Raw genomic sequence first — 22815 nt, 5'->3', positions numbered from 1 at the left:
GCGATCAGCCCGTTACGGCGGGGCCGCCGGGCCCCGTGTGGGCGGCCGGCGGTCGTTGTTGTTCTACTTCACCTTGGTAGTGGCGAAGTTGTTGTTGGTCAGAGGGTTGATCACGTAGCCCTCCACGTTGTCACGCATGGCGGTGAACATCTTCGGATGGGCCATGCTGATCCAGGGTTGTTCGTCATCGTACACTTTCAATGCCTCGTTATAGAGCCTTGCACGCTCGTCGTTGTCGATCACTTCGCGGGCGCGGCTGATCAGCTCCTGGAACTTAGGGTTGCACCAGCGCGCATAGTTCTCGCCGCTCTTGACGGCATCACAACTGAGCATCGGCGTGAGGAAGTTGTCCGGGTCGCCGTTGTCGCCGGCCCAGCCGGCGGACACCAGGTCGGCTTCGCCCTTCTTGGCCCGGCGCAGCATCTCGGCCCACTCCATGACGCGGATATCCAGCTTGAGGCCGATCTGTTTGAGGTCGCCCTGCAGCATCTCGGCGGACAGCCGCGGGTTGGGGTTGGTCGGGCCACCACCGTTGCGGGTGAACAGGGTGAACGTCGTGCCCGGCGGTACGCCAGCTTCGTTGAGCAGTTGGCGTGCCTTGGCCAGGTCGCGGGGCGGGTTCCTGTTCTCGTTGTTGTAGCCGATCATGGTCGGCGGATAAGGGTTCACGCCCACCAGCGCATTGCCCTTGCCGAACAGCTGGTCGACGTGGGTCTGGCGGTCGAAGGCCATGTTGATGGCTTTGCGTACCCGCACGTCGCTCAGGTATTTGTGTTCGGTGTTCATCGAGATGTAACCGGTGACCAGGGCCTCGATTTCCTCGACCTTGAGTTTCGGGTCCTGCTTGATCGACGGCACATCATCGGGCTTGGGATAGAGCGCCACCTGGCACTCGTTGGCGCGCAGTTTCTGCAGGCGCACGTTGCTGTCGGTGGCGATGGCGAACACCAGCGCATCGGCCGGCGGCTTGCCACGGAAATAGTCCGGGTTGGGCTTGAAGCGAACCTGGGCGTCCTTGTTGTAACGCTGGAAGATGAACGGGCCGGTGCCGATCGGCTTGCTGTTCAGCTCGGCGGTCTTGCCAGCCTTGAGCAACTGGTCGCCGTACTCGGCGGAGTAGATCGAGGTAAAGCCCATGGCCATGTCGCGCAGGAACGGCGCTTCCGGTCGGGTGAGGGTAATCACCACGGTGTGCTCGTCAGCCTTGCTGACCGACTTGAGCAGTTGCTTGAACCCCATGCTCTCGAAGTACGGGTAGCCGACGCTGGTCTTGTCATGCCAGGGATGGTTCGGGTCGAGCTGGCGATTGAGGCTCCACAGCACGTCATCGGCGTTGAAGTCGCGGGTCGGCTTGAAGTAGTCGGTGGTGTGGAACTTCACCCCCTGGCGCAGGTGGAAGGTGTAGGTCAGGCCGTCGTCGGAAATGTCCCAGCGCTCGGCCAGGGCCGGCTGGATTTCGGTAGTACCGGGCTTGAAGTCGACCAGGCGGTTGAACACTGTCTCGGCCGAGGCATCGGCGGTGACCGCAGTGGTGTACTGGACGATGTCGAACCCTTCCGGGCTGGCTTCGGTGCACACCACCAGCGGTTTGGCCGCCAATTGCGTGGCGCCACCCAGAAGCAGCGCGGCCAGGGCCAGGCGCAGTGGTCGCGATTTGGTGAACGTTCTCTGCATGGGGTGAAACTCCCTGCTTGCATTGGTTCCAGCGTAGCCGCCCCGGCCCGCAGCGAAGCAGGCCGGGGCGCCGACGGTCAGAGGATGTTGAACGGAATGGTGGTGACCACCCGGAACTCGTCCAGGCTGCCATCGCCCTGGGCCTTGCTGGCGCGGTGCGCGGTGTAGGTGGCGCGGATGCTGGTGTCCTTCAGCGGCCCGCTCTGCACCGCGTAGCTGGTGCCGATGCCCCACTCGTAGTGGGTTTCGCCATCCAGGCCGTTGACGTCATAGGCGGTACCACGGTAATGGGTGCCGTCGATACCCCAGCCGCGGGCGTTGTACAGGTTGAATTTCAGCCCCGGCACGCCATACGGCGCCATGTTCAGCACGTAGGAAAGCTGCAGCGATTTCTCGTTGGGGCCGTTGAAGTCCGACAGCAGCGAGTTGGCCAGGTAGATGCCATTGGTTTCGTGCAGGTAGTCGAAGTACTCGTTGCCGTTGACCTGCTGCCACGAGGCGCTGACGGTGTGGGCCTGGTGGGTCAGGCCGAATGACAGGCTGTAGGTGTCGTTGTCGATTTCGCCCATCTTCTGGCTGCCGGCGTCGACGGTCTTGTAGTAGTTCAGGCCGGTGCTCAGGCTCAGCACTGCGCTGTCGCCGAGCACGTGGTTGGCGCCGAAATAGTACTGGTTCCAGAAGTCGTCGACCTTGGTGGCGTACAGGCTGGTGGTCAGGCTCTTGAACGGCTGGTAGTTGATGCCGGCGGTGCTGGCGCGGTCGGTTTCAACGCCAGTGGCGCTGTACTCGCTGCGGAACTTGCTGAGGCTCTGCTCGGTGCGTGGCGAGACGCGGTCGAAGGTGCCCAGGTCGAAGCTCAGGTTGTCGAATTCGGCGCTGTGCAGGAATGCCCCCTGGAAGCTCGAGGGCAGGGCGCGGTTGCCGATGTAGGCGATCATCGGTGTGTCCACCGATTGGCGGCCGACGGTCAGGGTGGTGTTGGACACGCGTGCCTTGACGTTGGCCAGGCCCATCTTGCTCCACTGGCCGACCGGGTCGCCATCGCTGTGGGTCAGGGTGCGGTTGTTGGGGCCTGCGACCGCCTCGCGGCTTTGCTGCAGGGCGATGGCGTTGTAGCCAGCGGCTTCGACGGCGAAGCCGACGGTGCCCTGGGTGAAGCCGGAACTGTAGTTGAGGATGGTGCCCTGCACCCAGTTTTCGCGGCTGTGGGTGTCATGACGGGTGCCGTCGCTCTTGTAGTACTTCCACAGCGGTGCGCGGGCGGCGCGTTCGTGGGCATACCAGTTGCGGGTGCTGCCCGACAGGCTCTGGCCGTCGATGAAACCGCTGGCCTGCTCCTGCTCGCTGCTGCCTTTGAGGGTGACGGGCACATAGTCCTGGCTTTGCGGGTCGGCCAGGGTCACGGTGGATAATGCACTGATGGATAACGCCAGTGCGGTCAAGGTGAATAGTCTCAAGGTTAAAGCTCCCTTTCTGTTCTTCTAGTTATTCCCTGGCCTTGTGGGCCGGGCTTCTTGCTGCGGTGTTGCCAGGGTTGCCCGGGGTCACCGGGCAGAATCGGGGCGTTGTGTTGGCTGTGCCGGCCTCTTCGCGGGCGCGCCCGCTCCCACAGGTTTGGTGAACCTGAGGAGAACCCTGTGGGAGCGGGTTTACCCGCGAAGAGGCCGGTACCGGCTAATGCTCAATCAACACTCACACCGGAAAAATCGTTGCGCCCGAAAGGGCTGACCTTGAATTCGGAAACCTTGATGCTCAGCGGTTGGTTGACCGTTGAATGTGCCACGGGGGTAATCGGCACCTGTTGCTTGAGCCGCTGCTGGGCCTGCTGGTACAGGGCGGTGCGCTGGGAGCGGTCGGTGACCTGCTTGGCCTGCTTGACCAAGCTGTCGTACTGCGGGTCGCACCACAGCGAATAGTTGTTGCTGCCAATCGCATCGCAGTTGTAAAGAGTGCCCAGCCAGTTGTCCGGGTCACCGTTGTCACCGGTCCAGCCGATCAGGGCGATATCGTGTTCACCGCTTTTCATGCGCTTGAGGTATTCACCCCATTCGTAGCTGACGATGCGCACCTTGAAGCCGAGCTTGCTCCAGTCGGCCTGGAGCATTTCCGCCATCAGCTTGGCGTTGGGGTTGTACGGACGCTGTACCGGCATGGCCCACAGGGTGATTTCGCTGCCGGGCTTCACGCCGGCCTGCTGCAGCAGCTGCCGGGCCTTGTCCGGGTCGTACGGCGCATCCTTGATGCTGCTGTCATAGGACCACTGGGTCGGCGGCATGGCGTTGACGGCCAGCTGGCCGGAGTCCTGGTACACCGCCTGGAGGATCGCCTGTTTGTTCACCGCCATGTCCATCGCCTGGCGCACTTCCAGGCGGTCGAATGGCGGGTGCTTGGTGTTGTAGGCGATGTAGCCGAGGTTGAAGCCCGGTTGCTGCAGCACCTGCAGCTTGCTGTCGGCCTTCAGCGCCGGCAGGTCGGCCGGGCGCGGGTGCAGGGTGACCTGGCATTCGTTGCGGCGCAGCTTCTGGATGCGCACCGACGGGTCGGTGTTGATCGAGAACACCAGGTTGTCGATCTTCACCTCGTCTGCTGCCCAGTAAGCCTGGTTGCCCTTGTAGCGAATCTGCGAATCCTTCTGGTAGCGCTGGAACACGAACGGCCCGGTGCCGATCGGTTGCTGGTTGATGTCGCTGGGGCGCCCGCTGGCCAGCAACTGCCCGGCGTATTCGGCAGAGAGAATGGAGGCGAAGCTCATGGCCAGGTTCTGGATGAAGGCGGCATCGACCGCGTTCAAGGTGAATACCACGGTCATGGGGCCGGTTTTCTCGACACGGGCGATGTTCTTGTCCAGGCCCATGCTGACGAAATAGGGGAACTCGGTCGGGTAGGCCTGGCGGAACGGGTGGCCCTTGTCGAGCATGCGGTTGAAGGTGAACAGCACGTCGTCGGCGTTGAACTCGCGGCTGGGTGTAAAGGCCTTGTTGCTGTGGAACTTCACTCCCTCGCGCAGGTGAAAGGTGTAGCGCAGGCCATCGTCAGACACCTCCCAGCGGGTTGCCAGCGCAGGCTGCACGGCGGTGCCACCGCGCTCGAACTCGACCAGGCGGTTGTAGATGGGCTCGGCGGCATCGTTGTCGGTGGCGCTGGTGTACTGCGCGGTGTCGAAGCCGGCCGGGCTGCCTTCGGAGCAGAACACCAGGTTGTTGGCCAGCACGACCGGGGTCTGGCTGACCAGGCCGAGGGCCAGCAGGGCGGAAAGGCGGGTGGTGTAGCGCATGAACAAGTCCTTTTACGTCTGTTTGCGCCGCCGCGTGCAAAAAATGCCGGCAACAGCGCGCCGCCCCCGCAGTGCTGGCGGCGGGGCGACATGAAGGGGGAGGCGAGGTTGGCAGGGGCACCCGCACTTCAGCGGGTGCCACAGCTAGCCTATTTGTCCACGCTGACGCCGTAGAAGGAGTTCAGGCCGAACGGGCTGATCTTGAAGTCCTTCACTTTGGCGCTCATGGGCTGGTACACGGTGGAATGGGCGATCGGGGTGATCGGCACCTGCTCCTTGAGGATGTGCTGCGCCTGCTTGTACAGCTCGGTGCGCTTGGCCTGGTCGGGAGTGGCCTTGGCCTGCTTGATCAGATCGTCGTAGGGTTTGTAGCACCATTTGGAGAAGTTGTTGCCGTTCATGGCATCGCAGCCGTACAGGGTGCCCAGCCAGTTGTCCGGGTCACCATTGTCACCGCTCCAGCCGATCAGCATGGCGCCCTGTTCGCCACCCTTGGAACGTTTGATGTATTCCCCCCATTCATAGCTGACGATCTTCGCCTTGATGCCCACCTTGGCCCAGTCCGATTGCAGCATTTCGGCCATCAGCTTGGCATTGGGGTTGTACGGGCGCTGCACCGGCATGGCCCACAGGGAGATTTCGGTGCCTTCCTTGATGCCGGCTTCCTTGAGCAGCTGCCGGGCTTTCTCCGGGTCGTACGGGGCGTCCTTGATACTGTCGTCGTAGGACCACTGGGTGGGCGGCATGCCATTGACCGCCAGCTGGCCGGCGCCCTGGTAGACCGACTCGATGATCTTTTTCTTGTCCACAGCCATGTCCAGCGCCTGGCGGACTTTCAGCTGGGCCAGCGGGTTGGCTTCGTTGCTGCCCTTGACCTTGTCCATCACGTTGTAGGCGATGTAGCCGAGGTTGAAGCCGGCCTGGTCAGGCATCTGCAGCTTGGGGTCCTGCTTCAGCGGCTGGATGTCGGCCGGGCGCGGGAACAGGGTGACCTGGCACTCGTTCTTCTTCAGCTTCTGCATGCGCACCGAGGCGTCGGTGGTGATGGCGAAGATCAGGTTGTCGATCTTCACGTCATCCGGTTGCCAGTAGTCCTTGTTGCCCTTGAAGCGGATCTGCGCGTCTTTCTGGTACTTGCTGAACACGAACGGGCCGGTGCCGATCGGCTTCTGGTTGATATCGGCAGCCTTGCCCGCCTTGAGCAACTGGTCGGCGTATTCGGCGGACTGGATCGAGGCAAAGCTCATGGCCAGGTTCTGGATGAAGGCGGCGTCGACCTCGTTGAGGGTGAACCTCACCGTGTGGTCGTCGAGCTTCTCCACCTTGGCGATGTTCTTGTCCATGCCCATGTCGGTGAAGTACGGGAACTCGGTGGGGTAGGCCTTGCGGAACGGGTGGTCCTTGTCGAGCATGCGGTCGAAAGTGAACAGCACGTCGTCGGCGTTGAATGCACGGGTGGGCTTGAAGTAGTCGGTGCTGTGGAACTTGACCCCTTCGCGCAGGTGGAAGGTGTAGGTCTTGCCGTCATCGGACACTTCCCACTTGGTCGCCAGGCCCGGGATCACGGCGGTGCCGCCGCGTTCGAACTGGGTCAGGCGGTTGAACACGGTCTCGGCCGAGGCGTCGAAATCGGTCCCCGTGGTGTATTGCCCCGGGTCGAAGCCGGCCGGGCTGCCTTCGGAGCAGAACACCAGGTTGGACGCGGCGAGGGCCGACGGTGCGCCGGAGAGCAAGCCTGCGCCTAGCAGGAACGGAATGACTGCGTGTTTGAGCATGGTGGCCTCATTGTTGTCATTTTTCGATTTGAGGTGGCCTCGTGAGCCGACCTGCGGATACTTATGCAGGGGGTGTACCCAATGCAATACGGGAAGGGTTCCTTGGCGCCAGAAAAGTGGTACGGCCGTACATGGATGTCGCATTGGTGTAACTTTTCGCGAAGTTGAACGTTTGCGCGGGCAGAATGATGGCTTTTTGCGGGATATTTCGGGGCGGGGAAAGCTGTAGGAAGCACCTGAATGGTGCGTAGGAGTGTTCTGAAAAGCTTGAAGTTGACGCGATCCTCAAGGAGCGGGCTCGCCCGCTCCCATCGGTTGGATCAAGGCATTTGCACTTCGATCAGGCCATCGGCATTCATGCTGACTTCGCTGGTGCCAGCCTCGATATCCGGTGCCGGCGCCGCTTCATCGGCTGCCATCGCCTTCATCGGCATCGGCGCGCTGCGCATGTAGGGGTGGGGGTAACCACTGCTGTTGAGGTTCAGGCTGACCACCTTGTAGCCTTTGCCGCCCAGCGCCTCGGTGGCGAGTTGCGCGCGTGCCTTGAAGGCATCCACCGCATCCTTGAGCAGCGCATCCTCACTGGCCTTGCGCGTGGCCGGGGCAATGGAGAAGTCCATGCCGCCCATCTTCAGCTCCTGCAGCAGGTCGGCGGTCAACTGCGACAGGGCCGGGAAGTTGGCGCTTTCCAGGCGCAGCTCGGCGCGCTCGCGCCAGCCGGTGATCTTCTGCCCCTTGCTGTCATACACCGGGTAGCTGTTGCGGCTGCCCTGGCTGATCTTCACGTCCTTGACCTGGCGCGCCTGCTTGACGGCCTTGTTCATGGTTTCGGTGATCTGCTGGGCGAGCTTGCCCGGGTCGGTGTTCTGCGCTTCGCTGTAGAGGGTCACCACCATCAGGTCGCGCGCCACTTCCTTGCTGACTTCAGCACGCAGCGATACCTGGTTGTAGCGCGGTTCATCGGCAGCCAGCGCCGGCAGGCTGGCGAGCAGGCCGCAGGACAGGATCAGCGCGGCGCCGCGACGAGGGTTTTGCATGTGGGATACTCCTTGGCAATAAAAGGCGTGGGCTTTGGCCATCCATTCCACGCATGGGCCATCAGACCGGCAACAGTGTAGTGGGTTCAAAAGTGCCATCATGGACTTGTGACAAAGTGTGGCGCTTTGCCGCATCACTGCAGCGCGGCGCCAGGCTTCGGTATACTCCAGCCGATTTTCTGGAGCACTCATCAGGAGAGCTCATGCTCGCCGCCGTACAACCGCTGTCCGCTACCCGCCAGAACCTCTGGCGCCTGACCGTCATTCGGGTCCTGGTCCTGGCTGCCCAGGCCGGCTCCGTAGGCGTCGCCTACTGGACCGAACTGCTGCCGCTGCCCTGGCTGTCGCTGGCTGGCACCTTGGCCTTGTCATCGCTGCTGTGTGCTTTCACGGCCCTGCGCCTGCGCCTGTCGTTGCCGGTTACCGAGCTGGAATACGCCCTGCAGCTGGCCTGCGACCTGCTGATCCACAGTGCCTTGCTGTACTACTCCGGCGGTTCGACCAACCCGTTCGTCTCGTATTACCTGGTGCCGCTGGCGATTGCTGCGGTGACCTTGCCGTGGCTGTATTCGCTGATTCTTTCCGGCATCGCGCTGACCGCCTACAGCTTGCTGCTGGTGCAGTTCTACCCGCTCGAAGGCTTGCCGATGGCGCGGGACAAGATGCAGGTCTATGGCATGTGGCTGAGCATCGCCCTGGCCGCTGCCGTGATCACCTTCTTTGCGGCGCGCATGGCCGAAGAGCTGCGTCGCCAGGAGCAGTTGCGCTCCGAGCGGCGCGAAGAAAGCCTGCGCGACGAGCAGCTGCTGGCCGTGGCCACCCAGGCTGCCGGCGCAGCCCATGAGCTGGGCACGCCGTTGGCGACCATGAGCGTGTTGCTCAACGAAATGCGCCAGGACCACGCCGACCCGCTGCTGCAGGAAGACCTGCAGATCCTCCAGGACCAGGTGAAGCTGTGCAAGGAGACCTTGCAGCAGCTGGTGCGCGCCGCCGAGGCCAATCGCCGCCTGGCGGTGGTGGAGCAGGACGTGACTGCCTGGCTCGACGAAGCGCTCAACCGCTGGCACCTGATGCGCCCGGAGGCCAGCTACCGCTTCCAGCGTCTGCGCGATGGCCAGGTACCGCGCCTGACCCCGCCACCCGACCTGACCCAGGCGCTGCTGAACCTGTTGAACAATGCTGCCGATGCCTGCCCCGATGACCTTGAAGTGCGCCTGGACTGGGATGCCCACGACATCGTCATCAGTATCCGCGACCATGGCCCCGGCGTGCCGCCGGCCATTGCCGAAGCCATCGGCAAGCCCTTCATTACCACCAAAGGCAAAGGCTTCGGCCTGGGCCTGTTCTTGAGCAAGGCCAGCGTGACCCGTGCGGGCGGTTCGGTGAAACTCTATAGTCATGAACAGGGTGGCACCCTGACCGAACTGCGCCTGCCCCATGGCAAGCGAGGAGATGAATGATGAGCGAAGAAAACCAGGTCGAAGGCGAAGAGCTTCCGCACCTGCTGCTGGTGGATGACGATGCCACCTTCACCCGGGTCATGGCCCGTGCCATGAGCCGCCGCGGGTTCCGCGTAAGCACCGCCAGCTCGGCCGAGGAAGGCTTGCTGCTGGCCCAGCAGGACCTGCCGGACTACGCCACGCTGGACCTCAAGATGGACGGCGACTCCGGCCTGGTGCTGCTGCCCAAGCTGCTGGAGCTGGACCCGGAAATGCGCGTGGTGATCCTGACTGGCTATTCGAGCATTGCCACCGCCGTGGAGGCGGTCAAGCGTGGTGCCTGCAACTACCTGTGCAAACCGGCCGATGCCGATGACGTGCTGGCGGCGCTGCTGTCGGAACACACCGACCTGGATACCCTGGTGCCGGAAAACCCGATGTCGGTCGACCGCCTGCAGTGGGAGCACATCCAGCGCGTGCTGAACGAGCACGAAGGCAATATCTCGGCCACTGCGCGGGCGCTGGGCATGCACCGCCGGACCTTGCAGCGCAAACTGCAGAAGCGCCCGGTCCGGCGCTGATTCCTGCCGGGCTTGTACCGGCCCTTTCGCGGGCTCGCCCGCTCCCACAGGTACTGCACAGGTCTTGGGCTTGTGGAATACCTGTGGGAGCGGGCAAGCCCGCGAAGAGGCTGGTACTGACAGAGATTTCTCTGTATTACCCCGCGATCCCCGCAAGTCCCGGCCGTTGGCGTATCATTAGCCGCCTAACGGCAACCCCTCCAGGATCGCTTGCGCATGCTCGCCCTTCTTATCCAGACGCTGAACATCACGGCACCGGTCTTCGCCATGCTGTTCATGGGTGTGCTGCTCAAACGCATCCGTCTGATCGATGACAATTTCAACCGCGTCGCCTCGCAGCTGGTATTCAACGTATGCATGCCGGCGCTGCTGTTCCTCGGCATCTACCACGCCGACCTGGGCGCTGCGGTCAAACCCGGGGTCCTGCTGTATTTCACCGCCGCCACCCTGGTCGGCTTCGCCATCGCCTGGGGGCTGGCCATCTGGCGTTGCCCCGAAGCGGACCGGGGCATCTACACCCAAGGCGCATTCCGTGGCAACAACGGTGTGATCGGCCTGGCCCTGGCCGCCAGCCTGTACGGCGACTACGGTATTTCCCTGGGCGCGGTGCTCGCCGGCCTGGTGATCCTGCTGTACAACTCGCTGTCGGCGGTGGTGCTGGCGGTGTACAGCCCGGACCTGAAGTCCGACCCATGGAGCATCTGCAAGAGCATCTTCAGCAACCCGTTGATCATCAGCGTACTGGTGGCCACGCCGATGGCCTACGGCCAGGTGCCGCTGCCCAACTGGCTGCTCACTTCAGGCGACTACCTGGCGCAGATGACCCTGCCGCTGGCGTTGATCTGCATCGGCGGCACCCTGTCGCTGGCGGCGTTGCGCGACAGCGGCAGGCTGGCCATCGACGCCAGCCTGGTGAAGATGGTCTGGCTGCCGCTGGTCGGCACCCTGGGTGCCTGGCTCTGCGGCTTTCGCGGTGCCGAACTGGGCATCCTGTTCCTGTACATCGGTAGCCCGACCGCAGCAGCCAGCTACGTGATGGCGCGGGCAGCCAACGGTAACCATGAGCTGGCGGCGTCGATCATCGTGGTTACCACGCTGATGGCGGCAATTACCACCAATATTGGTATTTTCATCTTGCAGTGGGGCGGATGGATCTAGATCCTTCACTGCAAATAACACAACAACACTGCCTCACTGAGCTAAAGGACACTTCATGCAAGACCAGAGCACGCCCGAGCGGTTGCAGCGCGGGCTGAAGAATCGCCATATCCAGCTGATTGCGCTGGGTGGGGCTATCGGCACCGGTTTGTTCCTGGGTATCGCCCAAACCATCCAGCTGGCCGGCCCCTCCGTCCTGCTGGGCTATGCCATCGCCGGTCTGATGGCCTTCCTGATCATGCGCCAACTCGGCGAAATGGTGGTGGAAGAGCCAGTGGCCGGCAGCTTCAGCCACTTCGCGCACCAGTACTGGAGCGAGTTCGCCGGTTTCGTCTCGGGCTGGAACTACTGGGTGGTGTACGTGCTGGTCGGCATGGCCGAACTCACCGCGGTGGGTATCTATGTGCAGTACTGGTGGCCGGGCTTCCCCACCTGGGCGACGGCAGCGATCTTCTTCGTGGTGATCAACCTGATCAACCTGACCCAGGTGAAGGTCTATGGCGAGATGGAATTCTGGTTCGCCCTGGTCAAGGTGGTAGCCATCGTCAGCATGATCGGTTTCGGCGCCTGGCTGCTGACCAGTGGCCATGGTGGCCCGGATGCCAGCGTGGCCAACCTGTGGCAGTACGGCGGCTTCTTCCCCAACGGTGTCACCGGCCTGGTGATGGCATTGGCGGTGATCATGTTTTCCTTCGGCGGCCTGGAACTGGTGGGTATCACTGCTGCCGAGGCCGACAACCCGCGCCAGAGCATCCCCAAAGCCACCAACCAGGTGGTGTACCGCATCCTCATCTTCTACATCGGTGCCCTGGCGGTGCTGCTGTCGCTGTACCCGTGGCAGAAGGTGGTGCAGGGCGGCAGCCCGTTCGTGATGATCTTCCACGAACTGGACAGCGACCTGGTGGCGACCATCCTCAACATCGTGGTGCTGACGGCCGCGCTGTCGGTGTACAACAGCTGTGTATACGCCAACAGCCGCATGCTGTTCGGCCTGGCCAGCCAGGGCGACGCGCCGCGGCAGTTGCTGAAGGTCAGCCGCAGCGGCGTGCCGCTGACCGCGCTGGGCGTGTCGGCGCTGGCGACCGGGCTGTGCGTGTTGATCAACTACCTGATGCCAGGTGAAGCGTTCGGGTTGCTGATGGCGCTGGCGGTCTCGGCGCTGGTGATCAACTGGGCGAGCATCAGCATTACCCACCTGAAATTCCGCAAGGCCAAGCTGGCGGCCGGGATCATCCCGTTCTACAAGAGCTGGGGGCACCCGTTGACCAACTACCTGTGCCTGGCGTTCATCGTGCTGATCCTGGTGGTGATGTACCTGACTCCGCCGATTCGCATTTCGGTGATGCTGATTCCATCGTGGATTGCTGCGCTGTGGGTGGCCTTCAAGCTGAAGAAGGCGCGCCAGGCCAAATAGGCAAGGCAGGCCTGGCCTCTTCGCGGGCACGCCCGCTGCCACAGGTACTGCACAGGTTTCGGAGCCTGTGGGGTCCCTGTGGGAGCGGGCGTGCCCGCGAAGAGGCCGGGCCTGAAAAAGGCTGAATCAGCCCTGATAGCTGTCAATCACTTCCTGCGCGGCCCGGAACGCATCGATCGCCGCCGGCACCCCGGCGTACACCGCGCAATGCAGCAGCGCTTCACGAATCTCCTCCACCGTACAGCCATTGTTCAACGCCCCGCGTACATGCCCCTTGAGTTCCTGCGGGCACTTGAGTGCCGTCAGCGTGGCCAGGGTAATCAGGCTGCGGGTCTTCAGCGGCAGGCCATCGCGCGCCCACACGCTGCCCCAGGCATGTTCGTTGACGAAGTCCTGCAGCGGCTGGGTAAAGTCGGTGGCATTGCCCAGGGCGCGGTCGACGAACGCGTCGCCCATTACCTGGCGGCGAATCTGCTCGCCGGTCTTGTTGCTATCAGCCATGTTGTTTTCCTTAGTGTTGGCGGCGCCAGGCACGCACGGTGGTGTACAGCAACACCACGGCGAGCACTGGCAGTACGTAGAACAGCATCAGCCGCTCCAGGCGGCCGGCCAGCGGCAGGCCCATGGTAAACGCCGCCACGTGCAGCCCATAGGCCAGATACAGGCAGAGGAACACCAGGCCTTCGGCGCGGGTAATGCGGTAGCCGGAATAGAACACTGGCAGGCTCAGCGCGGCAACGCCAAGCATCACTGGCAGGTCGAAGGCCAGGGCGTTGGGTGAAATCGACAGCGGCTGCGGGGTGACCAGTGCGGTCAGGCCCAGTACGGCCAGCAGGTTGAACAGGTTGCTGCCGATCACCGTACCCACGGCGATTTCTCGTTCCCCGCGCAGTGCGGCGATCAGCGCGGCGGCCAGTTCCGGCAGGGAGGTGCAGATGGCGACCACGGTCAGGCCGATGATGCGCTCGGACAGGCCGAGGTCGGTGGCCACTTCCACCGCGGCTTCCAGCAGCAGGTGGCCGGCCAGGCTCAGCAGGCCCAGGCCGGCCAGCACCTGCAACAGCGTGCCCGACCAGAAGCGTCCGGCGCTGGTGACGAGCGTGGCCGGTGCAGGGTAGGTGCGTGCATAGTGGCGGGACTGATGCCACAGCGTGGCCAGGTAGCCGGCCAGGCCAAGCAGCAGCAATGCCCCTTCGATGCGGCCCAGGTGGCCGTTGGCGGCTAGCCCGAAGACCAGCCCGCTGGCGGCGATCATCAGCGGAATGTCCAGGCGCACCAGTTGCCGTGACACGCGCAGCGGAATGATCAGCGCGGCCAGGCCGAGGATGACCAGCACGTTGAAGATATTGCTGCCGACCACGCTGCCCACTGCCACGTCCGGCGCCCCCTGGTAGGCGGCCTGCAGGCTCACCGTCAGTTGCGGCGCGGTGCTGCCGAAGGCCACCAGGCTCAGGCCGATGATCAGCGGGCGTACATGCAGGCGCTGGGCCAGGCGCAAGGCTGCGCGCACCAGCAATTCGGCGCCAGCAACCAGCAACAGCAGGGCGATGCCCAGTTGCAGAAGGCTGAAGGTAGCAAGGGTGGCCAGGTCGAAAATGGTCGGACTCCTGTCGCGTCAGTCGCTAAGCCCTTGTACTCGCACCTGCGCGGTTCCGCTACGGATCATGCCGATTTTTTCCGCCGCGGCACGTGACAGGTCGATGAGGCGGCCACGCGTATGTGGCCCACGGTCGTTGATGCGCACTACCACGCTGCGCTGGTTGGCGGTGTTGGTGACCCGTACCCGGGTGCCGAAGGGCAGGCTGCGGTGGGCGGCAGTGAGGCCGTTCTGGTTGAACGGTTCGCCGCTGGCGGTGCGTTTGCCGTGGTGGCGCGAGCCGTAGTAGGAGGCGGTGCCTGTCTGGTCGTAGCCGCGCGGGTCGATGTCATGGCTGGCGCAGCCGGCCAGCAGGGAATAGAGGGCGAGGGTGCTCAGGGATCGTTTTAGCAATTCAGATGCTCCGATGCTGCATTTGGGGCCGCTGTGCGGCCCATCGCTGGCAGGCCGGCTCCCACAGGGGCCCCACAGCCCTCGAGAGCGCTGCTGTACCTGTGGGCGCTGGCTTGCCGGCGATCGAGGGCGGGGCCCTCGCCGATGTTCAGATCACCCTTCGAGCTTGGCCTTGAGCAGTTGGTTCACCTGCCCCGGGTTGGCCTTGCCTTTGGAGGCTTTCATCGCCTGGCCGACGAAGAAGCCGAACATCTTGCCACGCTTGGCCTCGTCGGCTGCGCGGTACTGTTCGACCTGCTCGGCGTTGGCCGCCAGCACTTCGTCGAGCATCTTGTCGATCGCGCCGGTATCGGTGACCTGCTTGAGGCCTTTGCTGTCGATGATGCTGTCGGCATCACCTTCACCGGCAGCCATGGCCTCGAACACGGTCTTGGCGATCTTGCCGCTGATGGTGTTGTCGCGGATACGCAGCAGCATGCCACCCAGTTGCGCGGCGCTGACCGGGGCCTGGTCGATCTCGATGCCCAGCTTGTTCAGCAGGCTGCCCAGCTCGACCATGACCCAGTTGGCGGCCAGCTTGGCATCGCCACCGATCTTCACCACTTCTTCGAAGTAATCAGCCTGTTCGCGGCTGGATGCCAGCACGTTGGCATCGTAGGCCGACAGGCCGTATTGCTGCTGGAAGCGCTCGACCTTTTGTGTTGGCAGCTCGGGCAGGCTGGCGCGGACGGTTTCCAGGAAGCTGTCCTCGATCACCACCGGCAGCAGGTCCGGGTCGGGGAAGTAACGGTAGTCGTTGGCTTCCTCCTTGCTGCGCATGGAGCGGGTCTCGTCCTTGTTCGGGTCGTACAGGCGGGTTTCCTGGACCACCTTGCCGCCGTCTTCGATCAGGTCGATCTGGCGCTGGATCTCGCTGTTGATCGCGCGCTCGATGAAGCGGAACGAGTTGACGTTCTTGATCTCGCAGCGGGTGCCGAACTCGGCCTGGCCTTTTGGCCGGATCGACACGTTGCAGTCGCAACGCAGCGAGCCTTCGGCCATGTTGCCGTCGCAGATGCCCAGGTAACGCACCAGCGCATGAATCGCCTTGACGTAGGCCACGGCTTCCTTGGCGCTGCGCATGTCCGGCTCGGAAACGATCTCCAGCAGCGGGGTGCCGGCACGGTTGAGGTCGATGCCGGTGGAGCCGCTGAAGTCTTCGTGCAGGCTCTTGCCGGCATCTTCTTCGAGGTGCGCACGGGTTACCCCGATGCGCTTGATGGTGCCGTCTTCCAGGGCGATGTCGAGGTGGCCCTTGCCGACGATCGGCAGGTCCATCTGGCTGATCTGGTAGCCCTTGGGCAGGTCGGGGTAGAAGTAGTTCTTGCGCGCGAACACGTTGCGCTTGCCGATTTCGGCGTCGATGGCCAGGCCGAACATGCACGCCATGCGCACGGCTTCCTGGTTCAGCACCGGCAGAACGCCTGGCATGCCCAGGTCAATCAGGCTGGCCTGGGTGTTCGGCTCGGAACCGAAGGTGGTGGCGCTGCCGGAGAAGATCTTCGACTGGGTGGCGAGCTGAGTGTGGATTTCCAGCCCGATCACAACTTCCCATTGCATGTGTGAATTCCTCAGAAGCCGTTGGGGGCGCGGGTGTGCCAGTCGGTCACTTGCTGGTAGCGGTGCGCGACATTGAGCAGGCGGCCTTCCTGGAAGTACGGCGCCAGCAGTTGCACGCCGACCGGCAGGCCGTCGACGAAGCCGGCTGGCATCGACAGGCCCGGCAGGCCTGCCAGGTTGGCGGTGATGGTGTAGACGTCTTCCAGGTACGCGGCGACCGGGTCGCTGCCCTTGGCGCCGAGTTTCCAGGCCGGGTTCGGCGTGGTCGGGCCGAGGATCAGGTCGACGTCGTTGAACGCGGCCATGAAGTCGTTCTTGATCAGCCGGCGGATCTGCTGCGCCTTCACGTAGTAGGCGTCGTAGTAGCCAGCCGACAGGGCATAGGTACCGACCATGATGCGGCGCTGCACTTCGATGCCGAAGCCTTCGCCACGGGAACGCTTGTACATGTCGGTCAGGTCTTTCGGGTTTTCGCAGCGGTAGCCGAAGCGCACGCCGTCGAAACGCGACAGGTTGGACGAGGCTTCCGCCGGGGCGATCACGTAGTAGGCCGGAATGGCGTGCTGCATGTTCGGCAGGCTGATTTCCTTGACCACCGCGCCGAGCTTTTCCAGCTCCTTGACGCTGGCCTGGACCAGGTCGGCAATGCGCGGGTCGAGGCCGGCACCGAAGTATTCCTTCGGCAGGCCGATACGCAGGCCCTGCAGCGAGGCGTTGAGGCTGGCACTGTAGTCCGGCACCGGCTCCTCGATGCTGGTGGAGTCCTTGGCATCGAAGCCGGCCATGCTTTGCAGCAGCAGGGCACAGTCTTCGGCGGTACGCGCCAGCGGGCCACCCTGGTCGAGGCTGGAGGCATAGGCGATCATGCCCCAGCGCGACACGCGACCATAGGTCGGCTTGAGGCCGGTGAGGTTGGTCAGGGCCGCCGGCTGGCGGATCGAACCGCCGGTGTCGGTGCCGGTGGTGGCGGGCAGCAGGCGCGCGGCCACGGCTGCGGCCGAACCGCCCGACGAGCCGCCCGGGACGTGCTCGAGGTTCCACGGGTTCTTCACCGCGCCGTAGTGGCTGGACTCGTTGGCCGAACCCATGGCGAATTCGTCCATGTTGGTCTTGCCCAGGGTGACCATGCCGGCTTCGGCCAGCTTGGCCACCACGGTGGCGTCATACGGCGCCTTGAAGTTGTCGAGCATCTTCGAGCCGCAACTGGTGCGTACGCCGTTGGTGCAGAACAGGTCCTTGTGGGCGATCGGGGCACCCAGCAGCGCGCCGGTTTCGCCAGCGGCGCGACGGGCGTCGGCAGCCCGCGCCTGGCCCAGGGCCAGGTCTTCGGTGACGCTGATGAAGCTGTTGATCTGCGGGTCGAGCTGCTTGATGCGCGCCAGCAGGGCGCCGGTCAGCTCTTCGGAGGAAAACGACTTGTCGGCGAGTCCGCGGGCGATCTCGGCCAGGGTCAATTGATGCATGGCAGGCTCTATCCCTTACTCGATGACTTTGGGTACCAGGTACAGACCGCTTTCGGTCGATGGCGCGATGGCCTGGTAGGCGTCGCGCTGGTTGCTCTCGGTGACCTGGTCGGGGCGCAGGCGCTGGCTGGCCTCCAGGGGGTGGGCGAGGGGCTCGATGCCCGTGGTATCGACCGCTTGCATCTGGTCGACCAGCCCGAGAATGCTGTTGAGGGCGTCGGTAATTTGTGGCAGTTCGCCATCATTCAGCCCCAGACGGGCCAGATGGGCGATCTTTTCCACGTCGCAGCGTTCAAGCGCCATGGGGATCTCCAGGGGAAACAAAGAACGGAATTTGGGTCCGCAGTGAGGAACATGTCAGCTTTCTGACGGTCTAACGGCCGCGATCATCTGCTGGCTTGCTCGGAAAAACAGCCAATTTAACATATTGGCTCCTTGCCCAAAATCCCTGCCATTGTTAGAGTTTGCCGCACTTTTTTACCCACGCTTTCCCCAGGGTCACTTTCCCATGTTCAAGAAACTGCGTGGCATGTTTTCCAGCGATCTGTCCATCGACCTGGGTACTGCCAACACCCTTATTTACGTGCGTGAGCGCGGTATCGTCCTGAATGAGCCCTCGGTTGTTGCCATCCGTACCCATGGCAACCAGAAAAGCGTCGTCGCCGTCGGTACCGAAGCCAAGCGCATGCTGGGCCGCACGCCTGGCAACATCGCTGCCATTCGTCCGATGAAGGACGGCGTGATCGCCGACTTCAGCGTTTGCGAAAAAATGTTGCAGTATTTCATCAACAAGGTTCACGAGAACAGCTTCCTGCAGCCGAGCCCGCGCGTGCTGATCTGCGTGCCGTGCAAGTCGACCCAGGTAGAGCGCCGCGCCATCCGCGAGTCGGCCCTGGGTGCCGGTGCCCGTGAAGTGTTCCTGATCGAAGAGCCGATGGCTGCTGCCATCGGTGCCGGGCTGCCGGTTGAAGAAGCCCGCGGCTCGATGGTCGTCGATATCGGTGGCGGTACCACCGAAATCGCGCTGATCTCGCTGAATGGCGTGGTCTATGCCGAATCCGTGCGCGTTGGCGGCGACCGCTTCGACGAAGCCATCGTCACCTACGTGCGCCGCAACTACGGCAGCCTGATCGGCGAATCCACCGCCGAGCGCATCAAGCAGGAAATCGGTACCGCCTACCCGGGCGGCGAAGTACGCGAAGTCGATGTCCGTGGCCGCAACCTGGCCGAAGGCGTCCCGCGTGCCTTCACCCTGAATTCCAACGAAGTGCTCGAAGCGCTGCAGGAATCCCTGGCGACCATCGTCCAGGCAGTCAAGAGTGCCCTGGAGCAATCGCCGCCCGAGCTGGCCTCGGACATCGCCGAGCGTGGCCTGGTGCTGACCGGTGGTGGCGCGCTGCTGCGCGACCTGGACAAGCTGCTGGCCCAGGAAACCGGCCTGCCGGTGATCGTCGCCGAGGACCCGCTGACCTGTGTTGCCCGTGGCGGCGGTCGCGCCCTGGAAATGATGGACAAGCACGCGATGGACCTGCTCTCCAGCGAGTGATTCAGCTCGCTGTTCACGAGCGCCCGGTTTACAGGTAGCACGCACAGTGCTACCTGTATGTGCTGGGCTGGCGCCTGTTCGCGGCGCCGTATCCATCAACCCGCAACCAGGCTGGTGCGTTGTCCCATGTCCAATGACCTCCTGAGTCGTCCACGAGGAACGGCCCATTAAACCGCTTTTCTCCAAGGGCCCTTCGCTGGGCGTTCGCCTGCTCGTTCTGGTGGTGCTGTCGGTCGCGTTGATGGTGGTCGACGCGCGCTTCGACGTGCTCAAGCCGGTGCGCAGCCAGATGGGCCTGGTACTCATGGAGTCGTACTGGATCACCGACCTGCCGCAGCGTGCCTGGCAAGGTGTGGCCGGCCAGTTCGGCAGCCGCACCGAACTGATCGCGGAAAACGAAAAGCTCAAGACCGAAGCCCTGCTGCTGCAGGGGCGCCTGCAGAAGCTGGCCGCCCTGACCGAGCAGAACGTGCGCCTGCGCGAGTTGCTCAACTCGTCGGCGCTGGTCAACGAAAAGGTCGAAGTGGCCGAGCTGATCGGGGTCGACCCCAACCCCTTCACCCACCGCATCCTGATCAACAAGGGCGAGCGCGATGGCGTGTTCCTTGGCCAGCCGGTGCTCGATGCGCGCGGCCTGATGGGCCAGGTGGTCGAGTTGATGCCCTATACCTCGCGGGTGCTGTTGCTGACCGATACCACCCACAGCATCCCGGTGCAGGTCAACCGCAACGGCCTGCGTGCGATCGCCAGTGGCACCGGTAACCCGGAGCGCCTGGAGCTGCGCCATGTGGCCGACACCGCCGACATCAAGGAAGGCGACCTGCTGGTCAGTTCCGGCATGGGCCAACGGTTCCCCGCCGGCTATCCGGTCGCCACGGTCAACGAAGTGATCCACGATTCTGGCCAGCCGTTCGCCATCGTGCGTGCCATCCCGACTGCCGCGCTCAACCGCAGCCGCTACATGCTGCTGGTGTTCAGTGACCGGCGCAGCCCGGAGCAGCGTGCCACCGAAGCTGCCATCGCCCAGGAAGAAGCCGACCGCAAGGGCTCTGCGGCGCCTGGCCAGCCGGCCAGCGCGGGTGCGCCGGGGGCAGCCGCCGGTAGCGTGCCGGCCAACCCGGCGACCCCGGCAGCACAGCCTGCAGCACCGGCGGCCGCGCCTGCCACGCCTGCCGCAGCGCCTGCCGCACCTGCTCACACCCGGAGGCAATGATGGCTGTATCACGCCGCAACAATGGCTGGGTCATCTGGCTGACTTTCGCCCTCGGCCTGCTGCTCAGCGTCTCGCCCATGCCTCAGTTCATGGAAGTGTTCCGGCCAATGTGGCTGGCCTTGCTGGTGTCGTTCTGGACCCTCGCCGTACCGGGCAAGGTCGGCATGACCACGGCGTTCGTACTGGGCCTGGCCGAGGACGTGCTGTATGGCACCCTGCTTGGGCAGAACGCGCTGATCCTCACCCTCATCACCTTCCTGGTGCTGTCCTTGCAGCAGCGCCTGCGCATGTTCCCGATGTGGCAACAGAGCCTGGTGATCCTGGTGATCTTTGGTATTGCCCAGTTGATCCAGCTGTGGCTCAGCGCGCTGACCGGCAATCGCCTGCCCACCCTGGCGCTGGTCTGGTCGGCGGTGATCAGTGCCTTGCTCTGGCCGTGGATCAGCTTCGCCCTGCGCGACCTGCGCCGACGCCTGCATATCAACTGACGGCCGCCACGCCTGACAGGGAGATGTCTGCATGACCCCGCTATTCCTGGCCTCCGGCTCGCCCCGCCGTCGTGAACTGCTGACCCAGATCGGCGTGCCGTTCAGCGTCGTCAATGCCCCGATCGATGAAACCCCGCTACCCGCCGAAGGCGCCCCGGCCTATGTCGAGCGCCTGGCCAGGGCCAAGGCTGGCGCCGGCCTGGCCAGCATCGCAGGCCCGGCCGTGGTGCTCGGGGCGGACACCGCCGTGGTGCTCGATGGTCGCATCCTCGGCAAGCCAGAAGATCGCGAACAGGCCCTGGCCATGCTCGCCGGCCTGTCGGGCCGCGAGCACCAGGTACTGACCGCAGTCGCCGTCGGCGATGGCCAGCGCATGCACAGCGTGTGCGTTACCAGCACGGTGCGTTTCCGCCCGATCAGCGCCGATGAAGCGCAACGCTACTGGGCCAGTGGCGAACCCTTGGACAAGGCCGGCGGCTATGCCATCCAGGGCCTGGGTGCGGTATTCGTCACCGGCCTTTCCGGCAGCTACTCGGCGGTGGTCGGCCTGCCGCTCAGTGAAACGGCCCAACTGCTTGGCCTATTCGGCATCGCCTGCTGGCAATCCCCCGCGCATACGCCAGAGGTAACAAACCAGCGGTAGCCAGCACTGCATACGCCGTCCATCATTACCAGATACCTTTGACGAGAGCCTGCCATGAGTGAAGAGATCCTGATCAACATCACCCCGATGGAGTCACGCGTGGCGGTGGTGGAAAACGGGGTACTGCAGGAAGTACACGTCGAGCGTACCCAGCGCCGGGGCATCGTCGGCAATATCTACAAGGGCAAGGTGGTGCGCGTGTTGCCAGGCATGCAGGCGGCGTTCGTCGACATTGGCCTGGAGCGCGCGGCGTTCATCCACGCCTCGGAAATCTCCCAGCGCGAAGGCTCGGCGGTGGAGAACATCACCGCCCTGGTGCACGAAGGCCAGGCGCTGGTGGTGCAGGTTACCAAGGACCCGATCGGTACCAAGGGCGCGCGCCTGACCACCCAGCTGTCGATCCCGTCGCGCTACCTGGTATACATGCCGCGCAGCAGCCATGTCGGTATTTCGCTGAAGATCGAAGACGAAGCCGAGCGTGAGCGCCTCAAGCAGGTGGTCAGCGACTGCATGGAAAGCGAAAACATCAAGGATGCCGGCGGCTTCATCCTGCGCACCGCTGCCGAAGGTGCGCGCGCTGAAGAGATCCTGCAGGACATCCGCTACCTGCGGCGCCTGTGGGAGCAGATTGGCACGCAGATCAAGACCTGTGGCGCGCCAATGGTCATCTACGAGGACCTGGGCCTGGCCCTGCGGACCTTGCGCGACCTGGTCAACCCGAAGATCGAGAAGATCCGCATCGATTCGCGGGAAACGTTCCAGAAGACCACGCAGTTCGTCGGCGAGCTGATGCCGGAAATCGCCGACCGCCTCGAACACTATCCGGGCGAGCGGCCGATCTTCGACCTGTACGGGGTCGAGGATGAAATCCAGCGCGCCCTGGAGCGCAAGGTGCCACTCAAGTCCGGTGGCTACCTGGTGGTCGATCCGGCCGAAGCGATGACCACCATCGACGTCAACACCGGCGCCTTCGTTGGCCATCGCAACCTTGAAGAGACCATCTTCAAGACCAACCTCGAGGCTGCCACCGCCATCGCCCGGCAGCTGCGCCTGCGCAACATCGGCGGCATCATCATCATCGACTTCATCGACATGGAAGATGAGGAGCACCAGCGCCAGGTGCTGCGCACCCTGGAAAAGCAGCTCGAGCGCGACCATGCCAAGACCAACATCATCGGTATCACCGAGCTGGGCCTGGTGCAGATGACCCGCAAGCGCACCCGCGAGAGCCTGGAGCAGGTGCTGTGCGAGCCCTGCCTGGCTTGCCAGGGGCGCGGCAAGCTGAAGACCGCCGAAACCATCTGCTACGAGATTTTCCGCGAGATCCTGCGCGAGGCCCGTGCCTACCAGGCCGAAGGCTACCGGGTGCTGGCCAACCAGAAGGTGGTCGACCGGTTGCTGGACGAAGAATCCGGTAACGTGGCCGAGCTGGAGGCTTTCATCGGCCGAACCATTCGCTTCCAGGTCGAGTCGATGTATTCGCAGGAACAATACGATGTGGTGCTGCTCTGACACCTTCTG

20 protein-coding genes are annotated in these 22815 nt (G+C 63.7%); 9 read left to right on the top strand and 11 right to left on the bottom strand.

Going from position 1 to position 22815, the window contains the following annotated elements; all coding sequences use genetic code 11:
• Positions 1-63: 63 nt before the first annotated feature.
• From JKP78_RS11020 to JKP78_RS11000, 5 genes are all read right to left on the bottom strand, one after another.
• Positions 64-1674, bottom strand: coding sequence for an ABC transporter substrate-binding protein (locus JKP78_RS11020; protein WP_186686231.1), 1611 nt, complete (start codon positions 1672-1674; stop codon positions 64-66).
• Positions 1675-1751: 77 nt separating this feature from the next.
• Positions 1752-3131 carry an OprD family porin gene (locus tag JKP78_RS11015; RefSeq protein WP_170028383.1) on the bottom strand — a complete coding sequence of 460 codons (1380 nt, stop codon included), beginning with the start codon at positions 3129-3131 and terminating at the stop codon, positions 1752-1754.
• A 224-nt stretch (positions 3132-3355) separates the two neighbouring features.
• Positions 3356-4948 carry an ABC transporter substrate-binding protein gene (locus tag JKP78_RS11010; protein ID WP_186686230.1) on the bottom strand — a complete coding sequence of 531 codons (1593 nt, stop codon included), beginning with the start codon at positions 4946-4948 and terminating at the stop codon, positions 3356-3358.
• 149 nt (positions 4949-5097) lie between these two features.
• The gene (locus JKP78_RS11005) at positions 5098-6723 is read right to left on the bottom strand and encodes an ABC transporter substrate-binding protein (protein ID WP_200626657.1); all 1626 of its coding nucleotides are present in this window, start codon (positions 6721-6723) and stop codon (positions 5098-5100) included.
• 320 nt (positions 6724-7043) lie between these two features.
• Positions 7044-7760 (bottom strand): SIMPL domain-containing protein, encoded by a 717-nt coding sequence (locus tag JKP78_RS11000; RefSeq protein ID WP_186686228.1) that lies wholly within the window; start codon positions 7758-7760, stop codon positions 7044-7046.
• Positions 7761-7963: 203 nt separating this feature from the next.
• On the opposite strand from JKP78_RS11000, the gene JKP78_RS10995 reads away from it, so the two are divergent.
• From JKP78_RS10995 to JKP78_RS10980, 4 genes are all read left to right on the top strand, one after another.
• Positions 7964-9220, top strand: coding sequence for an ATP-binding protein (locus JKP78_RS10995; RefSeq protein ID WP_170028387.1), 1257 nt, complete (start codon positions 7964-7966; stop codon positions 9218-9220).
• On the top strand, positions 9220-9780 hold the full coding sequence (locus JKP78_RS10990) for a response regulator transcription factor (RefSeq protein WP_170028388.1): 561 nt from the start codon (positions 9220-9222) through the stop codon (positions 9778-9780). The genes JKP78_RS10995 and JKP78_RS10990 overlap by 1 nt, the downstream gene beginning before the upstream one ends.
• A gap of 216 nt (positions 9781-9996) precedes the next feature.
• On the top strand, positions 9997-10938 hold the full coding sequence (locus tag JKP78_RS10985) for an AEC family transporter (RefSeq protein WP_186686227.1): 942 nt from the start codon (positions 9997-9999) through the stop codon (positions 10936-10938).
• 55 nt (positions 10939-10993) lie between these two features.
• Entirely contained in the window at positions 10994-12352 is a 1359-nt protein-coding gene (locus JKP78_RS10980) for an amino acid permease (RefSeq protein WP_186686224.1), read from the top strand.
• A gap of 126 nt (positions 12353-12478) precedes the next feature.
• On the opposite strand, the gene JKP78_RS10975 is transcribed toward JKP78_RS10980, so the two are convergent.
• The 6 genes from JKP78_RS10975 to gatC form a co-directional block, all read right to left on the bottom strand.
• Complete coding sequence (locus tag JKP78_RS10975; protein ID WP_012270635.1) at positions 12479-12853, bottom strand: carboxymuconolactone decarboxylase family protein; 375 nt, start codon at positions 12851-12853, stop codon at positions 12479-12481.
• A 10-nt stretch (positions 12854-12863) separates the two neighbouring features.
• On the bottom strand, positions 12864-13907 hold the full coding sequence (locus tag JKP78_RS10970) for a calcium/sodium antiporter (RefSeq protein WP_170034046.1): 1044 nt from the start codon (positions 13905-13907) through the stop codon (positions 12864-12866).
• 60 nt (positions 13908-13967) lie between these two features.
• Positions 13968-14342: a septal ring lytic transglycosylase RlpA family protein gene (locus tag JKP78_RS10965; protein WP_186686221.1), complete on the bottom strand. Its 375-nt coding sequence runs from the start codon at positions 14340-14342 to the stop codon at positions 13968-13970.
• 153 nt (positions 14343-14495) lie between these two features.
• Positions 14496-15941, bottom strand: a complete 1446-nt coding sequence (gene gatB / locus JKP78_RS10960) for an Asp-tRNA(Asn)/Glu-tRNA(Gln) amidotransferase subunit GatB (RefSeq protein ID WP_170028393.1) — start codon at positions 15939-15941, stop codon at positions 14496-14498.
• Between the two features lie 11 nt (positions 15942-15952).
• A complete protein-coding gene (gene gatA, locus JKP78_RS10955) occupies positions 15953-17404 on the bottom strand; it encodes an Asp-tRNA(Asn)/Glu-tRNA(Gln) amidotransferase subunit GatA (protein ID WP_200626656.1) in 1452 nt (483 codons plus the stop codon).
• A gap of 15 nt (positions 17405-17419) precedes the next feature.
• Entirely contained in the window at positions 17420-17707 is a 288-nt protein-coding gene (gene gatC / locus JKP78_RS10950; RefSeq protein ID WP_200626655.1) for an Asp-tRNA(Asn)/Glu-tRNA(Gln) amidotransferase subunit GatC, read from the bottom strand.
• Positions 17708-17912: 205 nt separating this feature from the next.
• On the opposite strand from gatC, the gene mreB reads away from it, so the two are divergent.
• From mreB to rng, 5 genes are all read left to right on the top strand, one after another.
• A complete protein-coding gene (gene mreB, locus JKP78_RS10945) occupies positions 17913-18950 on the top strand; it encodes a rod shape-determining protein MreB (RefSeq protein WP_003255163.1) in 1038 nt (345 codons plus the stop codon).
• A 166-nt stretch (positions 18951-19116) separates the two neighbouring features.
• Positions 19117-20163 (top strand): rod shape-determining protein MreC, encoded by a 1047-nt coding sequence (gene mreC / locus JKP78_RS10940; RefSeq protein ID WP_200626755.1) that lies wholly within the window; start codon positions 19117-19119, stop codon positions 20161-20163.
• On the top strand, positions 20163-20651 hold the full coding sequence (mreD, locus tag JKP78_RS10935; protein WP_170028395.1) for a rod shape-determining protein MreD: 489 nt from the start codon (positions 20163-20165) through the stop codon (positions 20649-20651). Before mreC ends, mreD begins: the two co-directional genes overlap by 1 nt.
• A 31-nt stretch (positions 20652-20682) precedes the next feature.
• Complete coding sequence (locus JKP78_RS10930; protein WP_170028396.1) at positions 20683-21294, top strand: Maf family protein; 612 nt, start codon at positions 20683-20685, stop codon at positions 21292-21294.
• Between the two features lie 54 nt (positions 21295-21348).
• The gene (gene rng, locus JKP78_RS10925; RefSeq protein WP_186686217.1) at positions 21349-22806 is read left to right on the top strand and encodes a ribonuclease G; all 1458 of its coding nucleotides are present in this window, start codon (positions 21349-21351) and stop codon (positions 22804-22806) included.
• The last annotated feature ends 9 nt before the right edge of the window (positions 22807-22815 follow it).

It is taken from the genome of Pseudomonas sp. LAM2023 (assembly GCF_016620375.1).
GTDB classification, from domain to species: domain Bacteria; phylum Pseudomonadota; class Gammaproteobacteria; order Pseudomonadales; family Pseudomonadaceae; genus Aquipseudomonas; species Aquipseudomonas anuradhapurensis.
The sequence above is the reverse complement of the archived record's forward strand: the minus strand, read 5'-3'. Positions and strand labels throughout refer to the sequence as shown.